The sequence below is a fragment of the Gilliamella sp. B3367 genome, assembly GCF_026536825.1.
Taxonomy (GTDB): Bacteria; Pseudomonadota; Gammaproteobacteria; order Enterobacterales; family Orbaceae; genus Gilliamella; species Gilliamella apicola_E.
Genome location: NZ_JAFNNJ010000003.1, coordinates 117,963 through 138,413, shown reverse-complemented (window position 1 = coordinate 138,413; position 20,451 = coordinate 117,963). Strand labels below are relative to the sequence as shown.

At 35.2% G+C, this 20,451-nt stretch carries 19 protein-coding genes; 16 read left to right on the top strand and 3 right to left on the bottom strand.

Going from position 1 to position 20,451, the window contains the following annotated elements:
* Positions 1–240 precede the first annotated feature (240 nt).
* The 11 genes from trmB (at position 241) to relA (ending at position 13,155) form a co-directional block, all read left to right on the top strand.
* Positions 241–942 carry a tRNA (guanosine(46)-N7)-methyltransferase TrmB gene (gene trmB / locus J3U23_RS06530; RefSeq protein WP_220225683.1) on the top strand — a complete coding sequence of 234 codons (702 nt, stop codon included), beginning with the start codon at positions 241–243 and terminating at the stop codon, positions 940–942.
* Positions 943–960: 18 nt separating this feature from the next.
* Positions 961–1,686, top strand: a complete 726-nt coding sequence (gene nfsA, locus J3U23_RS06525) for an oxygen-insensitive NADPH nitroreductase (protein WP_065734698.1) — start codon at positions 961–963, stop codon at positions 1,684–1,686.
* A complete protein-coding gene (locus J3U23_RS06520) occupies positions 1,683–2,843 on the top strand; it encodes a histidine-type phosphatase (protein WP_267338832.1) in 1,161 nt (386 codons plus the stop codon). Before nfsA ends, J3U23_RS06520 begins: the two co-directional genes overlap by 4 nt.
* A gap of 432 nt (positions 2,844–3,275) precedes the next feature.
* On the top strand, positions 3,276–4,550 hold the full coding sequence (locus J3U23_RS06515) for an MFS transporter (protein ID WP_256122109.1): 1,275 nt from the start codon (positions 3,276–3,278) through the stop codon (positions 4,548–4,550).
* 36 nt (positions 4,551–4,586) lie between these two features.
* Positions 4,587–5,603, top strand: coding sequence for a UDP-glucose 4-epimerase GalE (gene galE, locus J3U23_RS06510; protein WP_065563641.1), 1,017 nt, complete (start codon positions 4,587–4,589; stop codon positions 5,601–5,603).
* 50 nt (positions 5,604–5,653) lie between these two features.
* Positions 5,654–6,703: a galactose-1-phosphate uridylyltransferase gene (gene galT, locus J3U23_RS06505; protein ID WP_065563642.1), complete on the top strand. Its 1,050-nt coding sequence runs from the start codon at positions 5,654–5,656 to the stop codon at positions 6,701–6,703.
* Positions 6,704–7,861 (top strand): galactokinase, encoded by a 1,158-nt coding sequence (gene galK / locus J3U23_RS06500; protein ID WP_267330441.1) that lies wholly within the window; start codon positions 6,704–6,706, stop codon positions 7,859–7,861.
* Positions 7,852–8,847: a galactose-1-epimerase gene (galM, locus tag J3U23_RS06495; RefSeq protein WP_267338831.1), complete on the top strand. Its 996-nt coding sequence runs from the start codon at positions 7,852–7,854 to the stop codon at positions 8,845–8,847. Before galK ends, galM begins: the two co-directional genes overlap by 10 nt.
* A gap of 214 nt (positions 8,848–9,061) precedes the next feature.
* Positions 9,062–9,550 carry a pantetheine-phosphate adenylyltransferase gene (gene coaD / locus J3U23_RS06490; RefSeq protein ID WP_267338830.1) on the top strand — a complete coding sequence of 163 codons (489 nt, stop codon included), beginning with the start codon at positions 9,062–9,064 and terminating at the stop codon, positions 9,548–9,550.
* A 15-nt stretch (positions 9,551–9,565) separates the two neighbouring features.
* On the top strand, positions 9,566–10,891 hold the full coding sequence (rlmD, locus tag J3U23_RS06485; protein ID WP_267338829.1) for a 23S rRNA (uracil(1939)-C(5))-methyltransferase RlmD: 1,326 nt from the start codon (positions 9,566–9,568) through the stop codon (positions 10,889–10,891).
* Positions 10,892–10,896: 5 nt separating this feature from the next.
* Complete coding sequence (gene relA, locus J3U23_RS06480) at positions 10,897–13,155, top strand: GTP diphosphokinase (RefSeq protein WP_065563647.1); 2,259 nt, start codon at positions 10,897–10,899, stop codon at positions 13,153–13,155.
* A 40-nt stretch (positions 13,156–13,195) separates the two neighbouring features.
* Here relA and folA read toward each other — a convergent pair whose 3' ends face one another.
* On the bottom strand, positions 13,196–13,708 hold the full coding sequence (folA, locus tag J3U23_RS06475) for a type 3 dihydrofolate reductase (protein WP_416380104.1): 513 nt from the start codon (positions 13,706–13,708) through the stop codon (positions 13,196–13,198).
* Between the two features lie 10 nt (positions 13,709–13,718).
* The gene (locus J3U23_RS06470; protein WP_081299571.1) at positions 13,719–14,834 is read right to left on the bottom strand and encodes an MJ1255/VC2487 family glycosyltransferase; all 1,116 of its coding nucleotides are present in this window, start codon (positions 14,832–14,834) and stop codon (positions 13,719–13,721) included.
* 187 nt (positions 14,835–15,021) lie between these two features.
* Here J3U23_RS06470 and J3U23_RS06465 point away from each other — a divergent pair, with 187 nt between their 5' ends.
* Both J3U23_RS06465 and J3U23_RS06460 read left to right on the top strand, forming a co-directional pair.
* The gene (locus tag J3U23_RS06465; protein WP_065563649.1) at positions 15,022–15,390 is read left to right on the top strand and encodes a hypothetical protein; all 369 of its coding nucleotides are present in this window, start codon (positions 15,022–15,024) and stop codon (positions 15,388–15,390) included.
* Positions 15,391–15,509: 119 nt separating this feature from the next.
* Complete coding sequence (locus J3U23_RS06460; protein ID WP_081299572.1) at positions 15,510–17,060, top strand: multicopper oxidase family protein; 1,551 nt, start codon at positions 15,510–15,512, stop codon at positions 17,058–17,060.
* A gap of 158 nt (positions 17,061–17,218) precedes the next feature.
* Here the strand turns inward: J3U23_RS06460 and J3U23_RS06455 are convergent, their stop codons facing one another.
* Positions 17,219–17,974: a DeoR/GlpR family DNA-binding transcription regulator gene (locus tag J3U23_RS06455; RefSeq protein WP_267338828.1), complete on the bottom strand. Its 756-nt coding sequence runs from the start codon at positions 17,972–17,974 to the stop codon at positions 17,219–17,221.
* Between the two features lie 288 nt (positions 17,975–18,262).
* On the opposite strand from J3U23_RS06455, the gene J3U23_RS06450 reads away from it, so the two are divergent.
* Genes J3U23_RS06450 through J3U23_RS06440 form a run of 3 tightly spaced genes read left to right on the top strand, consistent with a single transcriptional unit; the run spans position 18,263 to position 20,451 of the window.
* Positions 18,263–18,784, top strand: a complete 522-nt coding sequence (locus tag J3U23_RS06450; protein ID WP_267337081.1) for an RpiB/LacA/LacB family sugar-phosphate isomerase — start codon at positions 18,263–18,265, stop codon at positions 18,782–18,784.
* Between the two features lie 18 nt (positions 18,785–18,802).
* Complete coding sequence (locus tag J3U23_RS06445) at positions 18,803–20,170, top strand: PTS galactitol transporter subunit IIC (RefSeq protein WP_267337082.1); 1,368 nt, start codon at positions 18,803–18,805, stop codon at positions 20,168–20,170.
* On the top strand, positions 20,167–20,451 hold the full coding sequence (locus tag J3U23_RS06440) for a PTS sugar transporter subunit IIB (RefSeq protein ID WP_267337083.1): 285 nt from the start codon (positions 20,167–20,169) through the stop codon (positions 20,449–20,451). Before J3U23_RS06445 ends, J3U23_RS06440 begins: the two co-directional genes overlap by 4 nt.

The following is a 20,451-nucleotide window of genomic DNA, read 5'->3' as shown; positions in this document are numbered from 1 at the left end:
TCATGATTACATAAAACGTAATCGGTTAAATCGGAGTGATAATTATATAATCATTTACAGATCATCCTCAACTACATTATAAAAAATTATTACAAATATTTTATATCTATCACAATAATATATAGAAATATAAGTTAATATGATGTTTTTTTGAAGTAGATTAAAAATCGGTTAAAATACTGTACCACAAAGGTGAATAATTACCTTGATAAATCATTTAATACTAACAGCAGACACACAATGAGTGAACAATTAAAAACGAATAATCAAGAGACAGAATCTAAACGAACAATACGTAGTTTTGTATTGAGACAAGGCCGCTTAACTAAAGGGCAGCAACAGGCTTTAACTCATTTATGGCCTATATATGGCATTGAATATAATGCACACTCACAAATCACTTTCGAAAATGACAAACCGCTGGTTCTAGAAATCGGTTTCGGTATGGGTGCATCATTGATTGAGATGGCAAAATCCTCACCAGACAAAAATTTTATAGGTATTGAAGTCCATCGACCTGGCGTAGGCGCTTGCTTAATGGCAATCGAAGAAAATAAATTAACCAATTTAAAAGTAATGTGTCATGATGCAGTTGAAGTATTAGAAAATATGATACCTAATGAATCATTAGATAAAGTTCAAATTTTCTTCCCTGACCCTTGGCATAAAGCAAGGCACAATAAACGCAGAATTATTCAACCTGAATTTGTTAAATTAATTCATGAAAAATTAAAAGTTAATGGTGTATTACATTTAGCTACTGACTGGCAACATTATGCTGAGCATATGCTTGAAGTATTAAGTCAAGCTGATGGGTTTAAAAATTTATCTACAACAAATGACTATATCCCGAGACCTGATGACAGACCTATTACCAAGTTTGAAAAACGTGGGCAAAATCTAGGGCATGGTGTTTGGGATTTGCAATTTATAAAAAAATAATGGTGCCTAGGAGCCAATATGCAAAATGAAACAATCGATTTAATTTGTCAGCGCCGCTCAATTCGGTCTTACAAATCAACACCACTGACTAATGAACAGTTGGAATCAATTTTTCAAGCGGCACAATCGGCTCCGAGCTCTAATTTTCTACAATGCACCACAATTATCCGAATTACAGACAGCGATAATCGTTCAAAGCTAGCACATTATTCAGGAGAGCAAAGTTATATTAATCAAGCTCCTGAATTTTGGGTATTCTGTGCCGATTTTAATCGCCACTTTCAAATTGATTCAACTATTCCACTTGAAAAAGCTGAGCAGCTTTTAGTTGGCTGTATCGATACGGCACTTATGGCGCAAAACGCCGTTATTGCAGCACAGTCATTAGGTTTAGGGACAGTTTTCATTGGTGGATTACGCAATAATATTTCGAAAGTTACCGAATTACTAGCATTACCTAAATATGTCCTTCCTTTATTTGGGCTTTGTATCGGTCATCCTGATCAAAATCCAGAAATAAAACCAAGATTACCGAAAGAATTAGTGTTTTTTGAAAATTACTATCAACCAATAGATGATCAACTATTAGCAAAATACGATACTCAAATGAGTGAATACTATAGTCATCGACAGACAAATCAAAAAGCAAGTGGTTGGAGTGATAAAATTGCTGAAACAATTATCAAAGGGCAAAGAGATTTCATTTTAACTTATTTGCATGAACAAGGATGGATAACTAAATGAACAACACTCAATATCAGTTAGACAAAGTCGTTATACTAAGTCGCCATGGCATACGTACTCCATTAGAAAACACGATAGCGTTCTTAGAAAAATCAAGCCCTTTTAAATGGCCAATTTGGGATCATGCTTATGGTTATCTAACAACACGAGGCGCCGTTTTAGAAACGTTTTTTGGACATTATCTATCACAATGGCTAGAGCAACAAAATATTAAGCTCTCACCAGAGAATCCTGATATATATGTTTATGCAAATAGCCTTCAAAGAACAGTAGCTACGGCTCAATTCTTAGTTGGCGGTGCTTATGCTGGTTATGACATACCTGTTCATCACAAATATACCATCGAAAAAATGGATCCTATTTTTGATCCAAGTGTACAAGATGACTCCCCAGAAATTAAACAAAAAGTCTTAAAAGATATTAATGATGCAGACAAAGCAGCATCAATTTTCAAAAATTTAGCGCCGGCTTATCAAATCGTGTCGGATATATTAGATTATAAAAATTCGCAATTATATTCTGAACTTAAATGTGATTTTGCTGATATTCCTTATGAGCTTCATTTTGTGAAAAATGAAGAACCCGAATTACATGGACCATTAGCAATTGGAATCTGTGCCGTTGATGCTTTTTTATTACAGTATTACTCTGCATTTCCTAAAGAACAAATTGCTTGGGGAAGAATAACCAGCCAAGAACAATGGCAACAAATAATACAAATTCGTAACCACTATATTAACTTAGTTTTTCACTCTAAAACGATTGCACGAAGTATTAGTAAATTATTAATCAATAAGATAGATGATTTAATACACAGTCAATCTCATAAAGTCAATTTATTGGTTGGTCATGATAGTACTATTGCTGCACTGCTCGGTGCTTTGGATTTTGCTGAATATCAACTGCCTAATCAATTTGAAAATACACCAATTGGCGGAATGGTTATATTTCAACGTTACCGCCATCTACCATCAGGTGAATACTTCTTCAAAGCTGAATATGTCTACCAAAGTTTTGATCAGCTATTTACTGGTGAAGCTATTGATATTAATAATCCACCACAACATTATCAACTTAAGTTGCTTAATGCAGAACAAAACAGTGATGGATTCTACCCATGGCAACATTTTGAAAATAGGCTAAAAGAGTTTCAATAAAATTCAGATTAGATTGCCGATATGACTTTAAGTTTCAAATCATTAGGCAATCTATAAATATCAGACACATTTAAAATTGTTATTTTAATTTCGCCTCAAAATGTAATCGATACCACAAAATAGATAATAATTTTCATAAGCATCTATTCATTGTATAAAATTTGTTACTTAAAACTTAATTAAAATACTATGAATTACTATTTCAATTAGGCACATATTGAATTTTGATATAACTTATTTGAATGTTATTTAACTAATCCAAAATAATTTAATAAAAATGTAATCGATTTCACAAAATGTTAACTAGATCACTTTTTTTGCATTTTTTTAATGTTATTATCCTGAGCAATTTATAGCTTTTAGTTTATTTCTTAAATAAACGATTTCTGAATGATTAGGTAATCATTTAAAGCTTAGCAAAGGAAATTCACTATGAATCAGAAAATTAAATCTGCAATGCATAACAAAAATTATTGGGTATTTAGCCTCTACTTTTTTCTTTATTTTTTCATTATGGGAGCTTACTTTCCATTTTTCCCAGTTTGGTTAAAAATGATAGGTTTAGATCAAGCGGATACTGGATATGTTTTCTCATTTATCTCATTATTTGCACTATTCTTTCAGCCGTTATTTGGGTTGATATCCGATAAGTTAGGTTTAAGAAAACACCTTCTTTGGATTATCACCTTCCTTTTAGTTTTATTTGGACCATTCTTTATATTTATATTAGGTCCTTTACTTAAACTAAATGTTACTCTAGGGGCTACTGCAGGCGGCTTATATCTTGGTATGGTCTTTAGTGGTGGTGCTCCTGCAATTGAAGCATTGGTTGAAAAAATCAGTAGACGTAGTGGATTTGAATTTGGTCGTTGCCGTATGTTTGGTTGCTTCGGCTGGGCGATTTGTGCTTCATTTGTTGGAATCATGATTTCTAAGGATATTAATGCTGTTTTTTGGTTATGTTCTGGCTTTGCCTTAGTGTTACTTATTTTAGTCAAAATAGCCGATCCAGCTAAAACAGCAACCACAGATGTTGTCGACCAAATGGGACTAAATAAACCTGAACCATTTAATTTAAAACTTGCGGTTAATTTACTAAAAATGCCTAAAACTTGGTATTTTATGCTCTACATTATTGGTGTGGCTTGTACTTATGATGTATTTGATCAGCAATTTGCTAACTTCTTCACCTCATTTTTCTCAAGTGAACAAGTTGGTCGTGAAGCATTTGGCTACGTCACAACACTGGGTGAATTTTTAAATGCGACTGTAATGTTTTTTGCTCCAATTATTGTCATGAAAATCGGAAGCAAAAATACTTTACTCGTTGCTGGTGCAATTATGTCAATTCGTATTACAGGTTCAGCATTTGCTAGTAGCGCAGTTGAAGTTATTATTTTAAAAACCTTACATATGTTCGAAGCACCTTTATTGTTAGTTGGTGCATTTAAATATATTACAAAACATTTCCCAATTCGATTATCAGCAACGGTTTACTTAATTGCTTTTTGTTTTGCAAAACAATTATCTATAATGTTTATGTCCACCTTTGCTGGTTTAATGTATGTTAAAATTGGATTTGAAGGGGCATATTTAGTGCTTGGCTTAATTGCATTAAGTTTTACACTTATTTCTGCTTTCACCTTATCAGGACGTGGACCTTTGGATCTTTTCAAAAAGAAAAGCAACGTTGAAATTGAAGAATAGTTAAATAATAACAATTCAAAAAATTAAGGTATCAAAATGAAAATATTAGTAACAGGTGGTTGTGGGTATATAGGCAGTCACACTTGTGTTCAATTAATTCTTGCTGGCTATACTCCTATTATTATTGATAATTTATTTAATAGTAAAGCCTCAGTATTAGAAAGAATAAAAACCATCACAGGAAAATCAGTCGATTTCTATCATGGTGATGTTTGTGATGGAAATTTGCTTGCAAGAATTTTTAAAGAACACGATATTAAAGCTGTTATTCATTTTGCAGGATTGAAAGCCGTTGGTGAATCAGTATATAAACCACTTGAATACTATGAAAATAATGTTTATGGCAGTATTGTTTTAATGAAAGCAATGCGTGATGCTGGCGTTAAACAATTAGTCTTTAGTTCTTCAGCTACCGTATATGGTGAGCTAGCGCCAGTTCCTTACGTCGAAACATTACCACAAGGTTTACCAACTAGCCCGTATGGAAAAAGTAAGCTTATGGTTGAACAATGTATGATGGATTTAGCTATTGCTGAACCTGATTGGTCCTTAACTTTACTGCGATATTTCAATCCTGTAGGTGCTCATCCTAGCGGTTTAATGGGAGAAGATCCGCTTGGCGTGCCCAATAATCTGATGCCTTTCATTACCCAAGTTGCAATAGGCAAACGAGAATCGCTATCAGTATTTGGTAATGATTACCCAACAGTTGATGGCACATGTGTGCGTGACTTTATTCACGTTGTGGATTTAGCAGATGGTCATATTGCAGCACTTAAAACTGATAGAAATAAAGCTGGAGTTCATATCTATAATTTAGGTTCTGGTGTAGGCTTCAGTGTACTGCAAGTGATTAAAGCCTTTGAAAAGGCATCAGGAAAATCACTTAATTGGCATTTCGCACCAAGGCGAGCCGGTGATCTACCTGCATTTTGGGCTGACGCGAAAAAAGCTGAACAACAATTAGGTTGGAAAACAAAGTTAACCCTTGATGATATGGTAAAAGATTCATGGAATTGGCAATCAAAGAATCCGCAAGGTTATCCTGATTAAAGTAATGTTTACACCAAAATCGCAGTAAAACTATAATTAAAGAGGCAAATATGGATATTTTTAACCCAGTTGATCATCCTCATCGCCGATATAACCCATTGACCGCACAATGGGTGTTAGTTTCGCCCCACAGAGCAAAACGCCCTTGGCAAGGTCAACAAGAAACCTTAAATGAAGAACAGAAACCCCATTATGATCCTAATTGTTATTTATGTCCGGGCAATAAACGTGTCACTGGCGATATAAATCCTAACTACACTGGAACGTACGTTTTCACGAATGATTTTGCTGCATTAATGGAAGATACGCCTAATTCACCCGATAGTAACGATCCTCTATTTCAAATCCAAAGTGCCAGAGGAACAAGCCGAGTTATCTGTTTTTCACCAGATCACAGTAAAACTCTACCTGAACTTGATTTACCTGCAATTGAAACGGTGATAAAAACTTGGATCACCCAGCAACAAGAGCTAGGAAAAAAGTACCCTTGGGTACAAGTTTTTGAAAACAAAGGGGCAGCAATGGGCTGTTCAAACCCTCATCCGCACGGACAAGTTTGGGCTAATAGTTTTATCCCTAATGAAATAGCGCGAGAAGATCTCAATATGCGCAACTATTTTCAAAAAAATGGACGAAATTTATTAGTAGACTATGTAGAAAAAGAGTTGACCAATAAAGAACGCATTGTGGTAGAAACAGAACATTGGTTAGCCGTCGTTCCTTTTTGGGCTATTTGGCCATTTGAAACCCTACTATTGCCAAAGAAACATATTGCTAGATTAACAATGCTTAACCAATCTGAGCAAAAAGATTTGGCCTTAGCATTAAAAAAACTGACCTGTCATTATGATAATTTATTCAATTGCTCTTTCCCCTACTCTATGGGATGGCATGGTGCACCGTTTGTGGAAGGAAATACTGATTATTGGCAAGTACACGCCCATTTTTATCCTCCGCTATTACGTTCAGCTACCGTAAAAAAATTCATGGTAGGTTATGAAATGTTAGCTGAAGTACAAAGAGATTTAACGCCAGAGCAAGCAGCCGAAAGACTGCGCAACGTTAGTGATGTGCATTATAAAGATAAGAAGGATAAATAAATGAAAGCATTAATCAATAAAACCGCGCAAGCATTTGAGGATCAATTTGGTTATAAACCCGATACCATTGTACAAGCACCGGGCAGAGTAAACTTGATAGGCGAGCACACAGATTACAATGATGGTTTTGTATTACCTTGTGCCATCAATTATGAAACTGTAATTAGCTGTCACAAACGTTCTGACAACTTAATTAGGGTAATAGCGGTTGATTATAATAATGAACAGGATCAATTTTTACTTAATCCTTCAATTGAAAAACATCCAAATTACCAATGGGCGAATTATGTCCGGGGTGTAATTCAATATATCGTAAAATATTCAGAGGATATTAGAGGTGTTGATTTAGCTATCAGTGGTAACGTGCCACAAGGTGCAGGATTAAGTTCATCCGCTTCACTTGAAGTTGCAATTGGTAAAATGTTTCAGGTGCTTTACGATCTACCTTTTGATGGCAAAAAAATAGCCTTAATCGGTCAAGAGGCAGAAAACAAATATGTTGGTTGCAACTGTGGCATAATGGATCAATTAATATCCGCGCTTGGCCAAGCACAACATGCTTTATTAATTGATTGTCGATCATTAGAAGCATTACCTATTTCTATCCCCAAAGATCTAGCAGTTGTAATCATTAATTCCAACATTAAACGTGGATTAGTTGATAGCGAATATAATACTCGTCGTAAGCAATGCGAAGCCGCAGCCAAAGCGCTAGGTGTAAATGCCCTTCGTGATGCATCATTGGTTGATTTACTACAGATCAAATCCTCACTCGATCCGCTAGTATTTAAACGTGCTCATCATGTCATTACCGAAAATGAACGTACACTTAAAGCCGCTTATGCGCTTGCTAATGAAGATTATCCATTACTCTCAAAATTAATGGCTGAAAGCCACAATTCGATGCGCGATGATTTTGAAATCACAGTACCTGCAATAGACTACCTGGTTAAAATTATACAAGACGTTATTGGAAATGAAGGTGGTGTACGGATGACGGGTGGTGGTTTTGGTGGTTGTGTTGTTGCCTTAGTTCCTAAGAACAAAGTTGATGAGGTAAAAGATGTGGTTAGCCAAAACTATCATAAGAAATTTAATATTAAGGAAGATTTTTATATCTGTCAGCCAAGTGAAGGGGCTCATAAATTATGTCTGTAAAACAAATTATCACCCTTAAAAATAGCCAAGGCATGAAAATTAAATTGTCCAATTGGGGCGCAACTTGGCTTTCTTGTACCATGCAAGTTGAAGGAGAAAACCGAGAACTAATACTTGGTTGCCAATCATTCGAACAATACGAACAACAAGATGCATATTTAGGTGCTACTGTTGGACGATATGCCAATCGCATTGCAAATGCTGAAATAGATATAGCAGGAAAACATTATCAGCTTATTGCCAATCAAGGCGTTAATCAGTTACATGGTGGCAAATCAGGCTTTGATAAAAAAATATGGAAAATTGAATCACAATCGGAACAACAAGTTACATTTGGATTAATTTCTCCAGATGGTGACCAAGGCTTTCCTGGCGAACTTAAAGTTACCGCTAGTTATACATTAACTGACGATAATCAAGTCATCGTCGAATATAATGCGAGCACAACAAAATGTACGCCAGTTAACTTAACTAACCATGCCTATTTTAATTTAGATGGTGAAACTAACGATATACTTGCACACAGTTTAAAAGTAAATGCTAACTATTACTTACCTGTCGATGCCAATGGTATTCCATGCAATGATTTGCTTGATGTTACTCAAGACGATATGGATTTAAGACAGTTACGAGTTCTATCCGATAATTTGCTAACTAGCCCAGCACGAAAAATCACAGGCGGTTATGACCATGCTTACTTATTAGATAAATCAAAACCAATTGCAGCTCAACTTATATCGTCAGACAAAAAAGTGACAATGGACGTAACAACGTCTTATCCTGCCCTACAAGTCTATACTGGTAACTTTTTAGCCAACACCCCAAATCGTCACAATGGTAAATATGCTAATTTTGCAGGAGTAGCATTAGAAGCTCAGTTTTTACCCGATAGCCCTCATCATTTGACATGGCCACAACCAAGCTGCTTCTTAGAACCGGGACAAACTTACCATCACCAAATTACCTATCAGTTTTTTATAAGCTGATAAATTTCTCTTTTTATTATTGATGAAAAATAAATAACTTCATCAATAATAAAAATTCTACAAGTTTAACCATACCTCAAATAGATTTATGATAATAAAAAAAGTTGAGGAACGGGGTTTTTGAACATAAAAAACGAAGATTTTGTACGGTTAAACTAACAATCCAAGTCAAAATTAGGTATCATATTCTCCTATTCGCTAATGGATAAGATAAATGAAAAGTAAAAATCTCACGGCTATTTTTCCGGGAACATTCGATCCAATTACTAATGGTCACATTGATCTGATTACCCGTGCATCACAACTTTTTCCTCGTTTGATTGTCGCAATAGCGGAAAGCCCTAATAAAAAAACGCTATTTACTTTAGAAGAAAGAGTTAACTTAGCCTCAACACCAGTGGAACATTTACTGAATGTTGAAGTGATTGGCTTTAATAATCTTATGGCTGACTTTGCCCAGAAACACGGAGCAACAGTTATTGTTAGAGGTGTGAGAACAACTCATGATTTTGAATATGAAAGACAACTCGCAGAAATGAATCGAGCATTAAAACCAGATTTAGACACCATCTTTTTAATGCCTTCAATTGCAATGGGATTTATTTCATCTACCATCGTTAAAGACGTTGCTTACCATGGTGGTGATATATCCAATTTAGTACCCTTTCATGTTAAAAAAGAGTTATTGAAACGGTTAACATAATATCGATTTATTAATATGGTCAATTTTTATACTCCTCCGAAAAAAAAACTAGCCTCTCAAAAACTGACAGTTACAGTTACAAAATTAGATGCCTTTGGACAAGGGGTAGCAAATCATAAAGGTAAAACAATCTTTATTAAATCAGCCTTGCCGGACGAGACCGTCGATATTCAATTAACCGAAGATAAAAAAAATTACGCTAAAGCCAAAGTAATAAAGTACCATAATTACAGTCAATATCGGGTTAAACCACAATGTAAGTATTTTACCCAATGTGGTGGCTGTGAATTACAACATATTTCTCCAGATCTACAACAACAAGCAAAATATGAAGCACTAATTAAGCTAATACAAAAAGAAACTGGGGCTTTGTTGGAAGATAACGCACCTAATATCATTGCTGATCAACCCTATCATTATCGTAGACGTGCTCGATTATCAATTAATTTCTTCAAAGGTGAATTACTTATAGGTTTCAGACAATCCGAATCGAACAAAATTATAAATATTGACCACTGCCCAGTATTAGTTGAACAGCTAGATGATTTACTCATTCCATTACAATCTTGCTTAAGACAAATCAAACAGAAAAAAGCACTTGGCCATATTGAATTAATTGCAGTTGATAGTGGAATAATTACAGTGTTAAGGCATACTGAGCTATTGACTGAGCAAGATAGTCATTTATTAAAACAGTTTGCTGAAATTCATAACATATCACTCTATTTACATGGTGATAATCTGGTTCATGTTTTTGGCAATAAAGAACATTACTACCTTATCGATCAATTAAAACTAACCTTTAGCCCACTCGATTTTATTCAGGTAAATAACCAGATTAATCGAAAGATGGTAAATAAAGCACTTGAATGGTTAGATATATCATCAAATGACAAAATACTTGATCTATTTTGCGGCATGGGCAACTTTTCATTACCTATAGCAAAATATTGCCAATCTATTACCGGTGTTGAAGGCGTAGAGGAATTAGTCGAAAAAGCTAAACTTAATGCCAACTTAAATCAAGATAAAATTCAGGCTAAAACCCAATTTTTTACCTGTAATTTAGAAGATAAACAACAATTTTCGATATGGAATCAAACAGTATTTGACAAAGTATTATTAGATCCTGCAAGAGCAGGCGCTTATAATGCTACAGCAGAAATTGTTAAATTATCACCATCAAAAATAGTTTATATTTCATGTAATCCTGCTACATTAGCTAGGGACTGCAAACTCTTTATTGAGGAAGGATACAATATTGCAAAGATTGCTATTTTGGATATGTTTCCACAAACTAAGCATATTGAATCAATGTTGATGTTAACCAGATCAGGGTAATAATTATGGTATCAATTAGAGGCGCCCATCAACAAAATGACGAGCATTATACTCTAACACAGTTTGATGTTGAACAATGGGCTAAACATGAACTTTTATTAACCAATTTTGAATCCTATCAAAAGTTTAAGGATATCTGGGATTTTTGTTTTGAACACAGTGCTGGTGCGCCTGAACAAACCTACTGCTTCCAAAATGCAATTGAGATGGTTGAGATTTTATCAACCTTGAACATGGACATTAACAGTTTATGTACAGCCCTTTTACTGCCATTCCTTGATACTAAAATTATCCGCCGTGAAGATCTGCCTGAAAATTTCGATCGCGACATTATTCACATCCTTTCCAGTGTTATCAAAATGAAGGATATCAGGCAACTACGAGCCATCCGTAATGGACATGCAACTACTGAGCAAATTGACAGTATTCGTCGTATGTTATTGGCTATGGTAAATGATTTCCGTAGTGTGGTAATAAAATTAGCAGAGCGTATTACTTATTTACGTAATCTAATGAATGCCCCAAAAGAAGATCAAGTCCTTGCAGCTAAAGAGTGCTTTAATATCTATGCTCCTCTAGCCAATCGATTAGGAATTGGGCAATTAAAATGGGAACTTGAAGATTTTTGTTTCCGTTATTTACATCCAGATCAATATCGTTTCATTGCTCATAAGTTACATGAAAAACGATTGGATCGTGAATCATACATTAATCAATTTGTTAAAAATTTACAGGATATGATGAATAAAGATCATATTCGTGCTGAAGTTTATGGTCGTCCAAAACATATCTATAGTATATGGCGAAAAATGGAACGCAAACATCTACAATTTGAAGAATTATATGATATTCGAGCTGTGCGTATAATTTGTGACCGAATTGAAGATTGCTACAATGCATTAGGTATTGTGCATAGCCATTATAAACATATAGCTAAAGAATTTGATGACTATGTGGCTAACCCCAAACCCAATGGTTATCAATCGATCCATACGGTTGTTTATGGTCCACAAGATAAAACTATTGAAATTCAAATCCGTACTGAACAAATGCACAATGATGCTGAATTAGGTGTAGCCGCACACTGGAAATATAAAGAAGGCAGTACGGATAAGATGACGGCTTACGATCAACGAATTTCTTGGTTGCGTAAACTATTAACATGGCAACAAGAAATGTCCGAAAGTGGCGAAATTCAAGAAACCGTCCGTAGCCAAATTTTTGATGACCGGGTTTATGTATTTACGCCTAAAGGTGATGTAGTCGATTTACCAACTGGTTCAACCCCTTTAGATTTTGCATATCATATTCATAGTGATGTTGGACATCGTTGTATTGGCGCCAAAGTGGGTGGTCGTATAGTTCCGTTCACTTATATTTTGAAAACTGGTGATCAAGTTGAAATTATTACTCAGAAACAACCAAATCCAAGTCGTGACTGGTTAAATCCTAATACGGGGTTTGTTAATAGCAGTCGCGCTCGAGCAAAAATACAAGCTTGGTTCAAAAAGCAAGATAGAGATAAAAATATTGCTGCCGGACAACAAATTTTAGAAAACGAGCTAGAGCCATTAAATATTAGCTTAAAAAGTGTCGAAAAAATTCTTATTAGTAAATACAATGCCCACTCTTTTGATGAGGTACTTGCTGGGATAGGTAGTGGTGATGTTAGGATTAATCAACTTGTTAACTTCATTAATGCCCAATTTAATAAACCGACAGCAGAAGAAGAAGATGAAGCTGTTCTAAAACAAATTACCCAAAAATCAACATCTCAAGCTAAAAATACAGGAAAATCGACCGCTATAAAAGGTGGTGAAATTATTATTGAAGGTGTCGACAATTTACTTTACACCATTGCTAATTGCTGTCGACCTATTCCTGGCGATCCGATTGTTGGCTTTGTAACACAAGGACGAGGTATTTCTATTCATCGAGCTGACTGTGAACAATTGCAAGAGTTAAAAAATCATGCTCCAGAGCGCATTACTAGCGCTATATGGAGTGGCAATCACAATTCAAGTTATACAATGGTTGTTAGAATCATAGCTAACGACAGGAGTGGTTTATTGCGAGATATCACCACTATATTGGCTAACGAGAAAGTAAATGTTTTAGGTGTCTCAAGCCGAATTGAAATGAAACAACAAATTGCGACTATTGATATGGATATGCAAATTTTTGATCAAGATTCACTTGAAAGAGTATTAAACAAAATTAAACAGCTTCCAGATGTAATTGAGGCAAAACGGTTTCAAGGGTAGCTATTGATTAAGTTGCCACTAATTCTAGGTGGCAACTCATTTATTTTGATTGGTTCGTTTTTTCTAGAATCTCAAATTGATAATCATATTGATTTTTTTCATCAGCTTTATGTTGTTCTGAGTGAATTTGTCGCCATGATATTTGAGAATAATCTGGAAAATACGTATCACCTTGTAATTGAGCATCAATATGAGTTAAGTAAAGACGATTAACTAAAGGTAATACCTGACTATATATATTACCCCCACCTATAAAAAATGCCTCTTCAACCGACTGTTCATTAAGCAACGATATTGCTTCATCAACCGATTGAACCCAGCTAACATCAGAGTTTATTGAAGCTTTGTTATCAGCTTGACGACTAATGACAATGTTATGGCGATTTGGCAATGGTCTACCAATAGACTCAAACGTTTTTCGCCCCATAATAACTGGCTTATTTAATGTATTTTTTTTAAACCATGCTAAATCTGCTGGCATATGCCACGGCATTTGATTATTTAACCCAATAACTTGATTATCCGCCATGGCAACAATAATACTTAATATCATATTAGTTCCTTTACACATACCCTAAGGATTTTATACGCTCATTCACATTGTCAGGGAATATAGTCTGCTGCCAAAGTCTTTGACTTAAAGATAGTAATGATTCTTTTTGACCTGAAACAATCCAATTAGCTAACTCGGTCGCCACATCTGGATAAACAACTGGTTTCGGAGAAGGCAAGCTAACCCAATATTTAAGCTTCATGCTATTTAGATTTTCCATCACAGTTGCCATATCCAAAGATTGCAAACATTGAGCATTATAAACTTGTTCAAATTGACCTGCTACTGGCTTAGTTAGAATCTTCTTCCCTAAAGATAACGCTTCAGATATTAATGCAAATCCAGTATTTGAAATAATCCCAGAACAACTAAGCAAAGCTTGCGTAAAATTATCTCGGCTTAACGGTTGTAATAATAAATTCTTACGCTCTGTAACTTGTTTTACATCGGGATGGAAACAACAAAATTGATATTGTGGAAATTGAGTAACTAATTCTGCAATTTCATTTAAATCTTCAAAAGGTAAATACACAACAATTTTACCATCTTCAGTTGGTACAGTTTCAAATGAATCAATCATTGGTGGAATTAGTTTATGACCAAAGTGAAACCAATGTAAGCCAATTGGTTTTGTAACAGGTGCATAATATTTCATAATAACATTGGCTATCATGCCGTATTCTTTTGGCTTAAGGTAATGGCAGACAGATTGGTTACTAATCCCTAAACATTCTCGATTTTGATAATGTGCAGCCCATGCACTTACTGGCTCAAAATCACTAATAATGCAATCATATTTTGATAAATCGAGATCACGAACATCTTTAATTAACCTAAAGGCGCGAATTTTTTGGATAGTTTTTCGATAATTAATTTTTCCATTAAGTGTTGCAAAAGATAGACCGCTAAATGTTCGATAATTGCCAAAGGCCTGCATATCAAAATAATCTTTAGGATCACGACCACTGAAAATGTAATCAACATCAGCACCAGCCTTTTTTAAAGCTTTCGCTAAAGTTCTACTACGACTGATGTGGCCATTTCCTGTTCCTTGAACTCCGTAAAGAATTTTCATATCGTTTTTAATCAGAATATTATTTTTATGCAAATATGATACCAGAACCATTTATATTTGGCTTATTTATTTTATGATTATAACAAATAAATGAGTAAGTGATATTTATCATTAAACGTTTGAACAGCTTTAATTCCTTGGTATTAAAATCAAATTTTTATATCAAGAGTTAAAACTGTATAAATTTGCTGCTATTTTTAGTAAAATGGATTCGAGGAGATTAATTGTGTGATGAATAATGTCGCAAATCATTAACAAGAAGCAATTTTATATTTTAATTATATTGGCAATATTTTTGCTTTTTTCTTCTATTGGGCATTTTTCTCTAATTATATCTAAACCTTGTTCAGATCATCATTCACCAAATTTAATATCATCTCAGGTGAACGCAAATCTTAATTATGCAAATACAGATTTGCCGACTTCTAAATCAACAAAATCTTTTATTGGTAAATCGGTTAATCATTGTGCCACTTGCAGTACAATTATAACTAATTATATTGTTAATTTTGATTATCCGATTCATAGTGAACAATATCTACTTACTAAATTTATTCCTGAATATAAAGAATTTATTCCTGAGTTAAAGCCACCAAAATTTATCTAATTTACGCAGTTAAATATTAGTAATAAGTACTGGAAATCAATAACACAATCTCACTTTTTATAGTCTTGACGGTTGTATGCAGGTTATTGTTTAACGTAATAAATAATTATAGGAATACTATGAAACGCCGAAATTTTATAATGAATATTACCGCTGCTGTCGGTGGTTTAATTGCAACTAAAGCCATAGCCAAATTGGATAATTCACCAATGTCTGACATGGTTTGTGATGTTAAATCTGATAATTGTGATAAGGGGGACAACATGCACGATCATATGAATATGAATATGAACATGAATAACAACATGCCACAAAAACTGTTATCGACTACAGCGCTACCACACGGTAAAAACTTACCCGAGTTAACTAATTTAAAAAATACCAGCACCCAAGCTGGCGTATTTGAAGCAACGCTACATTTAAAACCGGTTAAAATAGCCTTAACACCGGAAATTACCACCGAATTTTGGGCATATAATGGCATGATTCCTGGTCCGAAAATCGAAGTATTTGAAGGCGATCATGTTAAAATAACCGTTAAAAATGATCTCTCACAGCCAACAACCGTTCATTGGCATGGTTTGCTGATTCCTTCAGATCAAGACGGCAACCCGCAAGATGCTATTCCGGCAGGTGGCAGCAGAGTTTATGAATTTACCATACCGGAAGGCACAGCCGGAACCTATTGGTATCACCCACATGGACATAATACCGTTGCAGAACAAGTCTTTCGTGGTTTAGCCGGTACCTTTATTGTGCGCAGTAAAAATGATCCGCTTGCTTCGCTACCGGAGCAACATTGGTTCTTTTCTGACTTAAAATTAACTGAAAACGGCGAAATCGCCGAAAATTCCATGACCGACTGGATGAATGGGCGGGAAGGACAATTTGTGTTAATCAATGGCGCTTACCAACCCAATATAAAAGTAGAAGGAGCAACCAGAGTCAGAATCTGGAATGCGTGTTCTGGCCGATATTTAAATCTATCAATACCGGATTGTGATGTCTTTTTAGTTGCTACCGACGGCGGTTTCATTGCCGAGCCGCATCAACTCAATAAACCGTTATTACTTACTCCGGCAGAACGGGCTGAAGTGGTTATCGTTCCGAAAAAAACCGCCAGTCTTTATCTGCAAAACATCGGCTACGATCGTGGCAAAATGGGAAATGTACCGCCGGAACCAAACATCATTCTTTCACAGCTCCAGTTAACTCAAACGGCCAGTACAGTTCTACCAACGCATCTAAAACAAGTACCCACTTTAGGCGAAGCCGTCGCCAAAAAATCACTTGAATATACTGAAGTAATGGATAAAAGTGAGCCTCGAGGTGGTATGCTATTTTTAATTAATGGCAAACGGCATGATATGTCACGAATCGACTTGGAAAGTAAACTTCACGATGTTGAAGAGTGGACAATTGTTAATAACTCACATATGGATCACAATTTCCATATACATGGAGCGCAATTTATTGTGCAATCTCGTGAATTAAATGGCACTAAAACTACACCCGAGTTTGTTGCTTTGAAAGATACCACTAACTTACGCCCGCACGAAACGCTTGTTATTAAAATTCAGCAAAATATGCCGGGACTACGTATGTATCACTGTCATATTGTAGAGCATGAAACGCTGGGTATGATGGGGCAATTAATGGTTAAAGAATAAACATTCATTTTTTATTGGATGCAAAAAATTATTAATAAAAAATGAGGAAAATACTATATTTAATTCAATGGAGATTGCAATTTTTACTCATGCAATCTCCTTTTTATAATTATGAATGACTTTAGAAATTTTTAATCCAAAAAAAATTAACTATCTGATTAACATAAAATCACATTAGTCTGTTTTTGTAATTCGGCTACTTTAATAACATCAGCAGCATCGTTAGTAATTAAAGCGGTTATCTCATCCCAATTACAAATTTTAAACAGGCTTTTTCGGTTAAATTTAGTATAGTCACCCAAAATATAGCGTTTATCTGCATGGGCAATAATTGCTTTATCAATACAGGCATCAGATGAAGATGGACTTGAAGGACCAGCTAAATTAGCAAAACCGTCAGTACCTAAAAAACAGACATCAACTTGAATTTCACTGATCATCGAAAGCGCCCACCCACCAAATACCGATGAGCTTTTATTGCGCAGTTCACCGCCAAATAAAAACACTTGGTTATCTGAGGCAATCAAGGTATTAGCAACAGGCAAAGAATCGGTAAAAATCTTATAACCAGAACGAAAACATAAAAGCTTAGCTAGCTCTAATGTTGTACTTCCTGTGCCAATAATCATCGAACAATTATCCGGGAGCAAGCTCAAAGCTTTTTGCGCAATACTCTTTTTTAAACTGGCATTTTCTTTTTCTCGAATCTGAAATGGATGTTCAATCGCACCTTGCTTTAGCGTTGCTCCGCCATGGCATTTCACTAAAAAGCCTTTTTCTTCTAATTGCGATAGATCTTTTCGAATAGTTTCATAACTTACATCATATTTGCGTGCTAATTCACTAACATATACGGTGCCGGCTGTAATCAAATCTTCTAAAATTAATTCTCTTCTCTCATTCATTAATTGCATAGTTAGCTATCTCTAAGTGTCAAATTTCGGTCGCAATATTAACACTAATCATACTCAATTATTATCGACATTCTACAATAATGTTGCATTTATGCCTCATTAATATCGCATCATTTTCTAAAAAAAGTAAATAAAAGCCATAAAACAACAAATGCAAGATTGGTTTATATTGGTTTTTATTTTATTTAAAAACAATATCTTATTAATTATGTGATCTTGATCACATTGACTTGCCAACAAAAACCAATTATAAAATTGGTTATCAATTAATTAACACAAGGAAAACCAATGAAAACCAAAATTGCAATTGCTAGCGACGATCTTGGATTTGAATATAAACAAGCGCTTAAAAATTATCTCATTGAGGAAAAAAATGCCGAAGTGGTATATGACCCTGTCAAAGTCAAAGAAGATGGGATTAACACATTTGCCAAATTGGCAGATGAGATGTCGATACTTATTCAAAAAGATGTTTGCCGTCTAGGTGTATACATTTGTGGTACAGGAATTGGATTTACTTGTCAGGCAAACAAACATTGGGGAATACGGGCAACTGCTGTCACTAACCCTTATTCTGCTAAACGTGCAAGGCTTAGTAATAATGCACAAATAATTGGACTGGGATGTCGTGTTAATGGGTTGGAATATACAAAAATGATACTCGATGCTTGGTTTGATGAACCTTTTGACTTTGCCACTGCTCGTGAAAATTCGAAAAAAAACCTATTGCAAGCTGAACGCAATGACAATGCCTTATTAGTTAAACCAGCCCATATCGCTTGGAATATGGGTTTTAGAGCCGATGAATAAGCATCAAAGGAGTAACACATGGAATTAATCACACAATTTATCAACGATTTAGGTAATTTTATTTTTATCCCTATCATCTTTCTTATACTAATGGCCGCGCTTGGGCGGCCTATTTCAGAATGTATATCCTCAGCCATGAAAGTGGGTATTGGCTTTATTGCTTTAAGTATGACAATAAAGTTTATGTTGGATAAAATGGCGCCCGCTGTCACCGGACTTGCTGAAAGTACCGGCTCTTCACTGAGCGCAATTGATGTTGGCGGTGCAGCAACAGCGGTAATGGGATTTGGATCGAGTATGGGACCAATAATTATTCCATTATGTGTTGCAGTCAATGTTTTATTGTTGATTTTAAAAATCACCGATTGTGTCAATGTCGATGTATTTAATCTACATCAAAATGCATCAATGGGGGCAATTGTTGGCGTCTATTCAGGCAGTTTTTTATATGGCGTACTAACAGCCGCACTATTTCATGTTTGGGCATTAATTGCCGCAGACCTTGGCGCTAAAAATAATGAAAAATTCTATAATTTACCGGAAGGTGTTTCCATTTCACACCCTGTCGCAAATACTTATCTGATATTTGCTTATCCATTCAATTGGATTTATGACCGAATACCTGGTTTTAGAAATATCAGTATCACTGCTGAAACTATCCAAAAACGCTTTGGCGTATTAGGTGATCCAACTATTGTTGGTTTTATTATTGGCGTTTTGCTTGGTTTTTGTGGTTATTCTTGGCAAAGTCCATATCATACAATCATATCCAGCCTTCAACTTGGCATGTATTTGGCAGCAGTCATGCTTCTACTACCAAGAATGACATCAATAATGATGGAAGGTTTAGTCCCTTTATCCAACGTCGCTCGCAAGAAACTAGTTAAACGATTTCCAAACCGTGATATTACCGTCGGTATGGATACCGCATTGATTGTTGGAAATCCCGCCGTTATCGCTCCAGCTTTATTACTCATTCCGGTTATTGTGATTTTAGCCGTTATTTTACCGGGAAATAAAGTGATGCCGTTAGGCGATTTATCACAATTCGTGTTCTTTATTGCCTGTATGGTGCCTGTATTTAAAGGCAATATTATCCGAACTTGGGTGACATCTATCTTCCTGTTTGGTGGTGGTTTATATATTGCATCATGGATGACGCCTGCAACTAATGAAGTATTTCAGGAATTTGGTAGCAATCCGGATGCATCAGTTATGTACACCTCATTAAATCCGTCAGCAAATCCATTCACAGGGCTATTTGCCGCAACCAGCCATATAGGCGTTCTGGGTTATGTATTAATTGGTTTAATCCTGCTCTCTGTAGGTTACCTATTAAAGAAAAAAGAGAAAAATTCAACTATCAATAGCGAGGTATCAAAATGAAAAAAGTATTAGTTGTTTGTGGAAACGGGATTGCTTCATCATCAATCATGGTATCAATTTTACAAGACTATCTTAAAGAACAAAAGATTGATGCACAAGTCGATAAATCATCACTTATGGCATGTTCTACCGATACATTCAACAGTTACGATTTAGTGGTGTCTTCCACCAAAATCGATAATCCGGATATTACAACTAAAGTGATTGTTGGTGCCGGTTTATTAACGGGAATCGGTGAAGATGCAATCTTTGAAGCCGTAAAACAAGAACTGACTAAATAA

Excerpts from the sequence above, each read along its gene's own strand:
- trmB (WP_220225683.1), top strand. The coding sequence starts at position 241 with ATGAGTGAACAATTAAAAACGAATAATCAAGAGACAGAATCTAAACGA.
- nfsA (WP_065734698.1), top strand. The coding sequence starts at position 961 with ATGCAAAATGAAACAATCGATTTAATTTGTCAGCGCCGCTCAATTCGG.
- J3U23_RS06520 (WP_267338832.1), top strand. The coding sequence starts at position 1,683 with ATGAACAACACTCAATATCAGTTAGACAAAGTCGTTATACTAAGTCGC.
- J3U23_RS06515 (WP_256122109.1), top strand. The coding sequence starts at position 3,276 with ATGAATCAGAAAATTAAATCTGCAATGCATAACAAAAATTATTGGGTA.
- galE (WP_065563641.1), top strand. The coding sequence starts at position 4,587 with ATGAAAATATTAGTAACAGGTGGTTGTGGGTATATAGGCAGTCACACT.
- galT (WP_065563642.1), top strand. The coding sequence starts at position 5,654 with ATGGATATTTTTAACCCAGTTGATCATCCTCATCGCCGATATAACCCA.
- galK (WP_267330441.1), top strand. The coding sequence starts at position 6,704 with ATGAAAGCATTAATCAATAAAACCGCGCAAGCATTTGAGGATCAATTT.
- galM (WP_267338831.1), top strand. The coding sequence starts at position 7,852 with ATGTCTGTAAAACAAATTATCACCCTTAAAAATAGCCAAGGCATGAAA.
- coaD (WP_267338830.1), top strand. The coding sequence starts at position 9,062 with ATGAAAAGTAAAAATCTCACGGCTATTTTTCCGGGAACATTCGATCCA.
- rlmD (WP_267338829.1), top strand. The coding sequence starts at position 9,566 with ATGGTCAATTTTTATACTCCTCCGAAAAAAAAACTAGCCTCTCAAAAA.
- relA (WP_065563647.1), top strand. The coding sequence starts at position 10,897 with ATGGTATCAATTAGAGGCGCCCATCAACAAAATGACGAGCATTATACT.
- folA (WP_416380104.1), bottom strand. The coding sequence starts at position 13,708 with ATGATATTAAGTATTATTGTTGCCATGGCGGATAATCAAGTTATTGGG.
- J3U23_RS06470 (WP_081299571.1), bottom strand. The coding sequence starts at position 14,834 with ATGGTTCTGGTATCATATTTGCATAAAAATAATATTCTGATTAAAAAC.
- J3U23_RS06465 (WP_065563649.1), top strand. The coding sequence starts at position 15,022 with ATGTCGCAAATCATTAACAAGAAGCAATTTTATATTTTAATTATATTG.
- J3U23_RS06460 (WP_081299572.1), top strand. The coding sequence starts at position 15,510 with ATGAAACGCCGAAATTTTATAATGAATATTACCGCTGCTGTCGGTGGT.
- J3U23_RS06455 (WP_267338828.1), bottom strand. The coding sequence starts at position 17,974 with ATGCAATTAATGAATGAGAGAAGAGAATTAATTTTAGAAGATTTGATT.
- J3U23_RS06450 (WP_267337081.1), top strand. The coding sequence starts at position 18,263 with ATGAAAACCAAAATTGCAATTGCTAGCGACGATCTTGGATTTGAATAT.
- J3U23_RS06445 (WP_267337082.1), top strand. The coding sequence starts at position 18,803 with ATGGAATTAATCACACAATTTATCAACGATTTAGGTAATTTTATTTTT.
- J3U23_RS06440 (WP_267337083.1), top strand. The coding sequence starts at position 20,167 with ATGAAAAAAGTATTAGTTGTTTGTGGAAACGGGATTGCTTCATCATCA.